General features: G+C 70.2%; 14 protein-coding genes. 13 read left to right on the top strand and 1 reads right to left on the bottom strand.

The window, feature by feature from the left end; translation table 11 throughout:
* Window positions 1-126 precede the first annotated feature (126 nt).
* Window positions 127-681, bottom strand: coding sequence for a GbsR/MarR family transcriptional regulator (locus AKJ08_RS01050; protein ID WP_240475406.1), 555 nt, complete (start codon window positions 679-681; stop codon window positions 127-129).
* Between the two features lie 126 nt (window positions 682-807).
* Here AKJ08_RS01050 and msrA point away from each other — a divergent pair, with 126 nt between their 5' ends.
* The 13 genes from msrA to AKJ08_RS00995 all read left to right on the top strand — a co-directional run bounded on the left by msrA (window position 808) and on the right by AKJ08_RS00995 (window position 10513).
* On the top strand, window positions 808-1290 hold the full coding sequence (msrA, locus tag AKJ08_RS01045) for a peptide-methionine (S)-S-oxide reductase MsrA (RefSeq protein WP_050724360.1): 483 nt from the start codon (window positions 808-810) through the stop codon (window positions 1288-1290).
* A gap of 274 nt (window positions 1291-1564) precedes the next feature.
* Window positions 1565-2281, top strand: coding sequence for a heme ABC exporter ATP-binding protein CcmA (ccmA, locus tag AKJ08_RS01040; protein ID WP_050724359.1), 717 nt, complete (start codon window positions 1565-1567; stop codon window positions 2279-2281).
* Complete coding sequence (locus AKJ08_RS01035; protein WP_050724358.1) at window positions 2278-2943, top strand: heme exporter protein CcmB; 666 nt, start codon at window positions 2278-2280, stop codon at window positions 2941-2943. The genes ccmA and AKJ08_RS01035 overlap by 4 nt, the downstream gene beginning before the upstream one ends.
* Before the next feature lie 6 nt (window positions 2944-2949).
* On the top strand, window positions 2950-3684 hold the full coding sequence (gene ccsA, locus AKJ08_RS01030) for a cytochrome c biogenesis protein CcsA (protein ID WP_050724357.1): 735 nt from the start codon (window positions 2950-2952) through the stop codon (window positions 3682-3684).
* Window positions 3681-3818 (top strand): hypothetical protein, encoded by a 138-nt coding sequence (locus AKJ08_RS19620; protein ID WP_169788724.1) that lies wholly within the window; start codon window positions 3681-3683, stop codon window positions 3816-3818. Before ccsA ends, AKJ08_RS19620 begins: the two co-directional genes overlap by 4 nt.
* A complete protein-coding gene (locus AKJ08_RS01025) occupies window positions 3815-4279 on the top strand; it encodes a cytochrome c maturation protein CcmE (protein WP_050724356.1) in 465 nt (154 codons plus the stop codon). The genes AKJ08_RS19620 and AKJ08_RS01025 overlap by 4 nt, the downstream gene beginning before the upstream one ends.
* Window positions 4276-6288 carry a heme lyase CcmF/NrfE family subunit gene (locus AKJ08_RS01020; RefSeq protein ID WP_050724355.1) on the top strand — a complete coding sequence of 671 codons (2013 nt, stop codon included), beginning with the start codon at window positions 4276-4278 and terminating at the stop codon, window positions 6286-6288. Before AKJ08_RS01025 ends, AKJ08_RS01020 begins: the two co-directional genes overlap by 4 nt.
* Window positions 6285-6812: a TlpA family protein disulfide reductase gene (locus AKJ08_RS01015; protein ID WP_050727384.1), complete on the top strand. Its 528-nt coding sequence runs from the start codon at window positions 6285-6287 to the stop codon at window positions 6810-6812. The genes AKJ08_RS01020 and AKJ08_RS01015 overlap by 4 nt, the downstream gene beginning before the upstream one ends.
* Window positions 6809-7507, top strand: a complete 699-nt coding sequence (locus AKJ08_RS01010) for a cytochrome c-type biogenesis protein (protein ID WP_050724354.1) — start codon at window positions 6809-6811, stop codon at window positions 7505-7507. Before AKJ08_RS01015 ends, AKJ08_RS01010 begins: the two co-directional genes overlap by 4 nt.
* Window positions 7508-8884, top strand: coding sequence for a tetratricopeptide repeat protein (locus tag AKJ08_RS01005; protein ID WP_050724353.1), 1377 nt, complete (start codon window positions 7508-7510; stop codon window positions 8882-8884).
* The gene (locus AKJ08_RS18985) at window positions 8881-9156 is read left to right on the top strand and encodes a hypothetical protein (RefSeq protein WP_157370386.1); all 276 of its coding nucleotides are present in this window, start codon (window positions 8881-8883) and stop codon (window positions 9154-9156) included. The genes AKJ08_RS01005 and AKJ08_RS18985 overlap by 4 nt, the downstream gene beginning before the upstream one ends.
* Before the next feature lie 43 nt (window positions 9157-9199).
* Complete coding sequence (locus AKJ08_RS01000; RefSeq protein ID WP_050724352.1) at window positions 9200-10054, top strand: helix-turn-helix domain-containing protein; 855 nt, start codon at window positions 9200-9202, stop codon at window positions 10052-10054.
* Window positions 10055-10072: 18 nt separating this feature from the next.
* Window positions 10073-10513, top strand: a complete 441-nt coding sequence (locus AKJ08_RS00995) for a VOC family protein (protein ID WP_050724351.1) — start codon at window positions 10073-10075, stop codon at window positions 10511-10513.
* Window positions 10514-10575 lie beyond the last annotated feature (62 nt).

Below are 10575 nucleotides of genomic sequence, written 5' to 3'. Positions count from 1 at the left end.
TAGCCGTCGGCCCCTGCACCGTCAAGAGAAGCGGGAGCGCTCGAATGGCCCGTCCCCACCCGCGTCGAGGAGGTCGGCCGATATCGCACGAGACGCGTTTCGGGTATCGCCGCCCGAGCTCCGGTATCAAGCGCTACGCCAGGGCGAGCGGGCACGGGCCCACCTCGTCCACGCGAGGAGCGGCCGGACGTCGAGCTGCCCACGATCCACCAGGGCCCGCAGGAGCGTCTGCCCCACCCGCGTGAGCTCCGTCAGCTTCTCCGTGCGCTCGCCGGCGAGGCGCGCCGAGCGATCCCCCATCCGGGCCTCGTGACGGAAGAGCTCGGCCGCGCGCTCGAAGGCCTGGAGCGCTTCGCCGAGCTGCACGAGCTCCCGCTCCCGGAAGACGCGCGACACCATCTTCCAAACATCAATCTCGGCCTCGAAGAAGGACTTCCGGTTGCCCGTCATCTTCCGGCGCTGCACCACGCCCCACCGCTCGAGCTCGTTGAGCGCCATCGACGCCGCGCCCGTCGAGATCCCCAGCCGCCCGCAGAGCTCCGACGCGGGCAGGGGCTCCTCGGAGAGGTAGAGCATCGCCCAGATCCGCCCCATCACGCCGCGGAAGCCCCAGAGCTCCATCAGGCGCCCCACGGCGTCGGCGACCAACCGCTCCGCTTCCCTTTCACGCTCGTTCGCCACGGCCCTCATCGGCCGCGAGGATAGCGGATTCCCGCGTCGGATGGTGTGAACCTGTTTCGCACACCAACATTTCGCCTGGACTCGAAAACAGAAACCGCCTAGCGTTCGCTGTCGGGAGGGGGTTCCATGACCGAAACGGGTTTTGCCGCAAAGGCGACGTTCGCGGCTGGTTGTTTCTGGGGGATCGAAGAGACGTTTCGAAATCTGCCCGGTGTGTTGATGACCACCGCTGGCTACACCGGCGGACACTTGTCGTATCCGAGCTACAGGCAGGTGTGCACCGATCGCACGGGGCACGCCGAGGCGGTCGAGGTGATCTACCTGCCGGAGGTCATCTCCTACGAGGAGCTCCTGGAGGTCTTCTTCGCCTGCCACGATCCGACCACGCTCAACCGCCAGGGCGGCGACGTCGGCACGCAGTACCGCTCCGCGATCTACTGGCACACGCACGAGCAGGAACGGGCCGCGATCATGTCCCGCGACGCCCACGCCATCCGCTTCTCGAGCCCGATCGTCACCGAGATCACCCCGGTGACGGAGTTCTATCCGGCGGAGGAGTACCACCAGCTCTACCTGCTCAAGCAGGGCGTCGCCGCCATCGCCTCGTAGGACGCTCGCCCGGGGAGGAGCCGTCCAATCGCGCTTTGATACGGGCGGTCGCAGACCGCTCGCACGGCGCGTTTGGCCCCAGGTACCCGCGAGGCTTCGACGCCCGGTCGTTTTTGCACTTCTGTAGAGCGATTCCGGACGATTTCGGATAGACCTGAAGCGCCCTGAAGGTTCAGGGCAACCGCTGTGCCGGATGCTTCGGACCGGCCCATCGGTTGTTCAGGCCGGCCTACGGCGGCTCGCAAGGGAGCCGCCCGAAATCGGCCCGCGGCCCATGAGCGAAAAGTCCATACCGGCAGTCGAGGCGAAGGGCCTCTGCAGGCGATACGGCCGCTCCTGGGCCCTCGTCGACGTCGATCTCCGGGCGGAAGCCGGCCAGGCCATCCTCCTCGCCGGCCGAAACGGCTCCGGAAAGTCGACCCTCCTGCGCGTCCTCGCCGGCGCGCTGAAGCCCGACCGCGGCGCGCTCCTCGTGAACGGCGTCGACGGCCTCCGCGATCGCCAGGCGCTCCGCCAGCGGGTGGCCCTCCTCGGGCACGCCTCCTACACCTACGACGCCCTCTCGGCGCTGCAGAACCTCCAGGTGGTCGCCCGGATGCTCGGTCGGCCATCCGGGCGGCGCGACCTCCTCCCCCTGCTCGAGGAGGTGGGGATCGACTCCCGCGCGGACGATCCCGTCCACGCCTACTCCGCCGGGATGCGCCGCCGCCTTGCCTTCGCCCGGCTGCTCCTCCAGGATCCCGACATCGTCCTCCTCGACGAGCCCTACGCCCAGCTCGATCCGCCGGGCTTCCGCTTCGTGGACACGCTCATCCCGAGGCTCACCGCCGCGGGCAAGACCGTGATCGTCGCCTCCCACCACCTGGAAGAGGGCGCGCGCCTCTGCCACGTGGGCCTGGCCCTCGAGCGCGGCCGGTTGGCGTGGAAGGGCCTCGCCAGCGAGCTCCCCTCCTCCTTCGGCGGCCTCTCCATCCCCGGGCAGGTGGCATGACCCAGCTCGTCGCCGCGCTCCGCAAAGACCTCCTCCTCTCCTGGCGCAGCCGCGCCCAGGCGGCGGCGGTCGTGATCTTCGGCGCCACGGCCCTGCTCCTCCTCAGCTTCGCGGTGGGTCCGGACGCCGCCGCCCTGCGGCGCCTCGCCGGCGGCTTCCTCTGGGTGGCCCTCCTCTTTTCCTCCACCCTCGCGCTGGCGGAGAGCTTCCGGGCCGAGACCGAGCAGCGGGCCCTCGAGGGCCTCCTCCTCCTCCCGGCGAACGCGCCCTCGCTCTTCTACGGCAAGGCCCTCGCCAACTGGCTCCAGCTCCTGCTCGTGGGCGTGGGCCTCCTCCCGGTGCTGGTGGTGCTCTACGACCCCGACGTCGGCAGGCTTCCCGCCCTCTGCGGGATCCTCGCCCTCGGAACGGCCGGCCTCTCCGCCCCGGGCACGCTCTACGCCGGCATGTCCGCCCAGGTGCGGGCCCAGCAGGTGCTCCTCCCCCTGCTGCTCTTTCCGCTCGTGGTGCCGGTTCTGCTCGCGGCGGTTAAAGCCAGCTCGCTCCTGCTCCTGGGCGATCCCATGGGGCAGGCCGGCTCGTGGGCGCTGCTGTTGCTCGCCTTCAACGGGATCTTCTGGCCGCTCTGCGGCCTCCTTTTCGGCCACGTGATCGAGGAGTAGCCAAGAATGGGACTCGACCAGCTTCCCCGCCCCTCCACGAAGGCGCCCAAGGTCGCCGCGGGGCTGATCGCCTTCGCCGTCGTCCTCCTCGCGGCGGGCTCCTACATCGGCCTCTTCCGCGCGCCGCCCGAGCACTTCATGGGCGAGGTGCAGCGGATCATGTACGTCCACGTCCCCACGGCGTGGAATGCCCTGCTCGCCTTCACCTTCGCGTTCGTCTGCTCGGTGGCCTTCCTCTTCCGGCAGAACTGGAAGTGGGACGCCCGCCTCGAGGCGGGGCTCGAGGTCGGCGTGCTGCTCGCCTTCCTGCTCTGCGTACAGGGATCCATCTGGGCCAAGCCCACCTGGGGCGTGTGGTGGGATTGGGATCCGCGGCTCACCACCACGGCGGTGATGCTCTTCGCCTTCGTCGGCATCCTCGCCCTGCGCCGCTTCGTCGAGGATCCGGTGAAGCGCGCGACCTGGTCGGCGGTCGCCACCATCATCGCCTACGCCGACGTCCCCATCGTCTACTACTCCGTTCGCTGGTGGAACTCGCTCCACCAGACGCAGTCGAGCCCGCAGACGGTCGCCTCCACGATGGTGACGCCGCTGCGGATCAACGCGTTCGGAATCCTCTTCCTCGTCTCGGGACTCCTCGTCCTGCGCAGTCAGCTCGCGCAGCGGCGCCTCGTCCGGGAGCTCGCCCCGCCGCTCCCCGAACGTTCGGTATCGGATGCGGTGGTGGGAGGTGCGGCATGACCGGCGGAATCGTCATCGGCGGCTGGGAGTACGTCTGGGCCGCCTACGGGATCACCTTCACGGCACTGACGGTGTACGGTGTCACCCTCGCGCTTCGCCTCCGGGGCGAGAAGCGCTCCGGGGAGGATCGATGAGCCAGCCCAAGACCGGGCGAATCAAGTGGTTCGCCGTCGCCGCCCTGGCGGTCGCCGGCGCAGCCTTCGCCTTCATCGCCCTCGGCGGCCTCGGCGAGAACCTCGTCTACTACTGGGATCCCAGCGAGCTCCGGCAGGCTGGCGACAAGGCCATCGGCGCCACCATCCGCCTCGGCGGGCAGGTCGCGCCCGGCTCGATCCAGTTCGACCCCGGGACGAGCAAGCTCGCCTTCGAGGTCACCGACGGCAAGCAGAACATCCCTGTGCGCTCCGAGGGCGTGCCGCCCCAGATGTTCCGCGAGAACATCGGCGTCATCGTCGAGGGCACCATGACGAAGGAGGGACACTTCACCTCCTCGCGGCTCATGGTCTCCCACGGCAACGAGTACCAGGCCCCGCACGACGGTGAGAAGGTCGACACCCACGAGCTGATGAAGACGGCGGAGGGGGTCGCCGAATGATCTCCCTCGTCGGCAGAGGCCTGATCCTCGCCGCGCTGGTCGCAGCCGCCTCCGGCTCCGTCCTGGGCTTCACCGCCGCCCGCCGCGGCGGCGCCGCCCTCGCCTGGACCCGCCGCCTCGCCTATCTCTTCTCCGGCCTGATGGTGGCCGCCAACCTCCTCATGGAGGCGGCGCTCCTCGGCCACGACTTCTCGGTGGGCTACGTGGCCCAGGTCGGCTCCCGCGCCAGCCCGCTCTGGGTGACGGTGGTGAGCCTCTGGTCCTCTCTCGAGGGCTCGATCCTCTTCTGGGGCTTCATCCTCGGCCTCTACACCGCCGGTACGGTCTACTTCACCCGCAGGAGACACGAGGAGATCATGCCGTGGGTGCTGGGCGTGCTGCTCGCCTGCGGCGTCTTCTTCGCCTTCCTCATCGCCGGGCCGGCGAACCCCTTCCTCCCGGTGGCGAACCCGCCGATGGACGGCCCGGGCCCGAACCCGCTCCTCCAGAACCACATCCTGATGGTCATCCACCCGCCCATGCTCTACCTAGGCTACGTGGGCATGACCGTGCCCTTCGCCTTCGCCGCGGCGGCGCTCTTCGCCGGCCGCCTCGGCCCAGAGCTGCTCAAGTCCCTGCGGATGGCGCTCCTGATCCCCTGGACCTTCCTCTCGATCGGGATCGTCCTCGGCGGCTGGTGGGCCTACGAGGTCCTCGGCTGGGGTGGCTATTGGGCGTGGGATCCCGTCGAGAACGCGTCGCTGCTCCCTTGGCTCACCGCCACGGCCGCGATCCACTCGGTGATGGTCGTCGAGAGGCGGAAGATCCTGAAGGGCTGGACCCTCACCCTGGTCCTCGCCACCTTCCTCCTCACCATCCTCGGCACCTTCATGACGAGGTCGGGGATCTTCAACTCGGTCCACTCCTTCACCCAGAGTGACATCGGCCCCACCTTCCTCGCCTTCCTCGCCCTTTCGTTGATCGTCTCGGTGGTCCTCCTCGCCGCCCGGATCGGCCTCCTCGAGGCGGAGGGGAGACTCGAGGATCCCAAGAGCCGCGAGAGCACCTTCCTGGTGAACAACCTGCTCTTCGTGATGCTCACGTTCACCGTGCTGCTGGGCACCGTGTTCCCGCTGGTGGTCGAGGCCGTGAAGAAGGTCCAGATCAGCGTCGGCGAGCCCTACTTCAACCGCATGGCCGTGCCGCTGGGCGTCGCCGTGCTCTTCCTGATGGGCATCGGGCCGGCGCTGCCCTGGGGTCGCGTGAGCCGCGAGAAGGCGCTTCGCTCCCTCCTCCCTCCGCTCGCCGGAGCCCTCGGGCTCGTCGCCATCGGCATGGCCCTCGGCGGCCGGGCGGGGTGGCTCTCCGTCACGCTCTTTTGCGCCGGCTACACGCTGTGGGTGACGGTGGACGCCTTGAGCCTCCCCGTGCGCCAGCGGCTCGGCCGGGACTCCTTTGGGAACGCCGTGGGATCCCTCTTCACCCAGGGCCGAAGGCGGTTCGGCGGCTACGTGATCCACCTTGGCGTGGTGGCGATCCTGATCGCGGTCGCCGCCTCGTCCACGGGCAAGGTCACCACCGAGACCACCCTGCGGCGCGGCGGCTCCACCACCCTCGGGCCCTACACCCTGACGTACCTCGGCACCGAGACGGAGACGGACTCCCATCGCCGCTCCACCATCGCCCACGTGCAGGTGAGCCGGGACGGCAAGGTGGTCACGTCCCTCGACCCGCGGATGAACCACTACTTCACCCAGCGTGAGCCCGTGGGCACGCCGGCGGTGCACAGCACCCTCGCCCAGGATCTCTACCTCTCGGTGATGAGCATCGACGAGGGTGGCGAGCTCCTGGGCCTTCGGGCGTTCATCAACCCGATGGTGATCTGGATCTGGATCGGCACCGCGATCCTGGCGTTCGGAGCACTGCTCTCCGCGTGGCCCTCCCGCCGCTCGGCGATGGCGCCGGCGCGGAGCCGGGAGCCCGCTCCGGCGGCTGCCGAGCCCGATCCGCTGGCTGGAGGGATCGCGTGAACAAGAAGGTTCTCCTCGCTGGCCTCGTGATCGTCGCACCGATCCTCGTGCTCTTCGCCGTGAGCTTCGGCAGGGATCCGCACGCCGTCCACTCGCCCCTGGTGGGACGCGAGGCGCCGCCGTTCGCCCTGGCTTCGGTGGACGACGGATCGCCCATCTCGCTCGAGAGCCTGCGCGGCCAGCCCGTGGTCCTGAACTTCTGGGCCACCTGGTGCCTGCCCTGCCAGCAGGAGCACGGCGTGCTCTACCAGGGCTCCCGGATCTTCGGCGACAAGGTGCGCTTCGTCGGCGTGGTCTACGAGGACGAGAAGCCGAAGATCGAGGAGTTCCTGAACCGCTTCGGCAGCGGCTACCCCGCCCTCCTCGACGAGGGCGGGAAGATCGCAATCGCCTACGGCGTCACGGGCGTGCCCGAGACCTTCTTCATCGACGCCTCGGGCAATGTCGTCTCGAAGTACAACGGCCCACTCTCGCCGGACCTGCTGCGCACGCACGTGCGCGGGATCCTCGGAGGCCAGCCATGAGCCGCTTCCTCCTCGCGGCCTTCCTCCTCGCGCTTCCGGCGCTCGCCATCGCCGATGTCCCTGCAGGGGAATCGGGCGAGCTGCAGCGCCAGATCGATCGGGAGTTCGTCTCCCGCGTGGTGGGCGAGCCAGAAGGGGCGCCGCTGTCGGGACAGGAGCTCGAGAGCCGCACCCACGACGTGGGCCTCCTCCTGCGCTGCCCCGTCTGCCAGGGGAGCTCGGTCGCCGACTCGCCGTCCGCCACGGCGATCAACATGAAGAACGAGGTCCGCGACCTCCTCTCCAAGGGCTACGCCCAGGAGCAGATCCTCTCGTGGTTCGAGGCCTCCTACGGGCAGTTCGTGCTGATGCAGCCGAAGGCCGAGGGGCTGAACCTCCTGGTCTGGGTGGGGCCCGGCATCCTGCTCCTCGCCGGCCTCGGCCTCGTCCTCCACCAGGTCCGCAAGCTGAGCAGCACTGCGTCGAGCGGCGGGACACGAAAGGTGTCCGATGCCTCCTCTCGAAGTGAGAACGACGCCAGCGCGCCCTCTTCGACTTCCGGCGCCGACGCTCCGCCATCGTCCGGGACGAAGCCCCACGCCGCGACTCCGCCGCTCCCCGACGACCCCGAGCTCGCAAGCTGGGTGAAGTCGGTGCGGGAGCTCGTCTACGGCTCGCCCGACGGCGAGTCGACCGATCCCAAAGGGAAATCCTGAATGCACGGCACCGACTGGCTCCCCGGCCTCATCGCGCTCGCCCTCGGACTCGCGGGCGGCCTCGCCGTCTGGCTCAAGCTCGGCAAGGGCGCACCGGCCAAGGCGCGGCGCGACGAGGTCGGCGATCTCCGCGCGCGCCGCGACACCCTGATCGCCCGCCTCCGGGAGCTCGATCCCTCGATCCCCGAGAACCGCGCGCACGACCAGGAGCGCGAGGCCCTGGAGCTCGAGACCGCCGAGGTGCTCCGCGCCCTCGCCGCCGCCGAGAAGCGCGGCGCCGGTGCGGCCACCGCCGCGATGCCCGACGGCTTCTTCGGCGCGCGGCCCGTGCTCCGCGGCTTCCTCTGGGGCGCGGGGAGCGCCAGCTTCGTCTTCCTCCTCCTCATCTTCCTCCTCGACCTCTCCTCGAATCGCGCCGTCGGAGGCCCGCCCACCGGCGGACCGATGGCGGGTGGTCCGATGGCGGCGATGGGCGCCGGCGACGAAGCGGATCCCGAGCTCGATCAGCTCCGGGCCGCCGCGGCCGCCCGACCGAACGACGTCGAGGCCAAGCTGGACCTCGCCCAGGGCCTCCTCTTCCGCGAGCGCATGCTCGAGGCCTTCAACGTGGTGCAGGAGGTCGCGCGCCGCGAGCCCGGGAACCCGCGGATGATGACCTACGAGGCGGTGGTCCGCCTCGCGATGGGCCAGGCCGACCGAGCCATGGAGCTCCTCGACGAGGCCCTGGAGAAGGATCCCTCCCTCACCGAGACCTGGGTGCGCCGCGGCCTCGCCGCCTTCGAGCTCGGCCGCTACCAGGTGGCGATCGAGTCCTGGGAGCGCGCCCTCGAGCAGCGCCCCGACGGCGCCGCCGCCCTCCAGCCGGTGATCGCCGAGGCCCGCGCCCGCCTCGCGTCCGGGGCGACTCCCACGGCCAAGGCCGACAGCCAGGCTGTAGGCTTGGCTGGGGGTCAGGCCGAGACCCTCCCTGCCGGCCACCCCGCCGGCACCCGTCTCCTCGGGAACGCCGAGCCCCAGCAGGGCGGCGGCCTGGCGGCCAAGGCCGGGGACGTCCACGTGCGGATCGAGCTCGACCCGTCCATCGTCGACAAGGTCGCTCCCGGCTCCACCCTCTTCGTCTACGCCCGCAGCGCCGGCGTCTCGAGCGGTCCCCCCATCGCGGCCAAGCGTCTCCCCGCCGCCGCCTTCCCGATCGAGATCGCCATCGGTGCCGCCGACGCGATGATGGGCCAGCCCATCCCTGACTCGGTCTTCCTCGAGGCCCGGATCAGCCGCGACGGCAACGCGATGAACCGCGACCCCGACGCTCCGACCGCCCGCGTCGACGGCGTCCGCGCGGGAGGCGAGCCCGTGCGCCTGGTGCTCCGGGCGCCGTGACCCCAAGGGGGACTCACCCGAGTCCCCCTCTCGGAGACCCCCTGGATCTCTCCTTCCTCGACAGCCCCCTAGAGCTCGCCCTCGTCGCGATCCTGTCGATGGTCGGCTTCGTGTTCTTCCTCGCCGGCACGCGCTCGCGAAACCCGGCCTGGGTGCTATACGGCCTCGCCGCCTCGGTTCCGACCTTCGCCCTTCGCAGCCCCGTGGCCTGGGCCATCGCGGCCGGCCTGACGGGCGCGGGCTTCTGGCTCCGCCGCTTCATGGGCGGTTGATCGGCCACAGGGGACTCGATAGACCCGCAGAGGAGAGGGGATTGTGCCGACCCGTAGCCCTCGCCACCCGGCCCTCCGCGGTCTGATCCGCACGCTCTGGACGACGGAGCCGGGTGTACCGGCGCACGCCGGTCGAGAGCGGGTGCTGCCAACCGGCTCCATGCACCTCGCCGTCCGCCTCTCCGGGCCGCCGCTCCGGGTGTTCCGGCATCCCGGAGATCGCGAGGGGCAGACGATCGGGCACGCGGTCATCGGCGGCGCCCGCACCGCCCCTTATCTGCGCGACGTCTCCGAGCCCGTCGCCTCGGTCGGGATCGTGTTCCACCCCGGCGCAGCGCCGGCCGTTCTCGGCGTTCCGGCCGACGAGCTCTCCGGCCGGCACACCTCCCTCGAGGATCTCTGGGGGCTCGAGGCGCGCTTTTTCCACGAGAGGCTCGCGGAGGAGATGGACGCCGAGAGGCGCCTCGAGCTGCTGGAGGAGCTGCTCCTCTCGAGGCGGCCCGGCGCCCCGAGCCAGGCGATCGCGCGCGCCGTCGAGCGCCTGGAGCGGGGCGATCCCGTGAGCGCGGCGATCGAGGAGAGCGGCTTCAGCCACCGGCACTTCCTCGAGACTTTCCGCCGGACGGTGGGCCTCACGCCGAAGCGCTATGGCCGGGTCGCGCGCTTCCAGCGGGCCGTCGACTCCCTCTTCACTCGCCCGAGGCCCTCTCTCGCGGAGCTCGCGGTCGAAGCGGGCTACGCCGACCAGCCGCACCTCACGCGGGACTTCGTCGAGCTCGCGGGGATCACCCCCGGCCGCTACGGGGCGCTCTCACCGGCGAGCCCCAACCACGTTCCAGAGGTCAATTCGGTTCAAGACCCGCCAGTCGCTCCCGGGCAATTTGTCCGCACACCCTGACGACGGAGAAGAGAGTCCATGGCGATCCACGAGATGTACCCCTACCTGCGGGTTCGGAACGCAGCGAAGGCGATCGAGTTCTACCGGGACGTGTTCGGCGCCACCGAGAAGCTCCGGCTGGTCGAGCCGAGCGGGCGCATCGGCCACTGCGAGCTCCTCGTCGCCGGGGCGACGCTCATGGTCTCCGAGGAGTTTCCGGAGTACGGCATCCTCGGTCCCGAGAGCCTGGGAGGGACCTCGCTCTCCATCCACCTTCACGTCGACGACGCCGACGAGCTGCTCCGCCGGGCCTGCGACGCCGGGGCTGAGCTCGTTCGTCCGCCGGCGGATCACTTCTACGGCGAGCGCTCGGGCACCGTGCGGGATCCCTTCGGCCACGAGTGGCTCATCGGCCACGCGATCGAAGAGGTGTCTCCCGAGGAGATGCAAAAAAGATACACTGAGATGTTCCAGGCCTGATTCGACGCCCGGTTCGGGGGCCCTCGCGAGCCACGCCGTCGGAATAGGCTCGTAGCCGGCCC

The sequence above is a fragment of the Vulgatibacter incomptus genome, assembly GCF_001263175.1.
Taxonomy (GTDB): Bacteria; Myxococcota; Myxococcia; order Myxococcales; family Vulgatibacteraceae; genus Vulgatibacter; species Vulgatibacter incomptus.
This window is presented reverse-complemented; position numbering and strand designations above follow the sequence as displayed.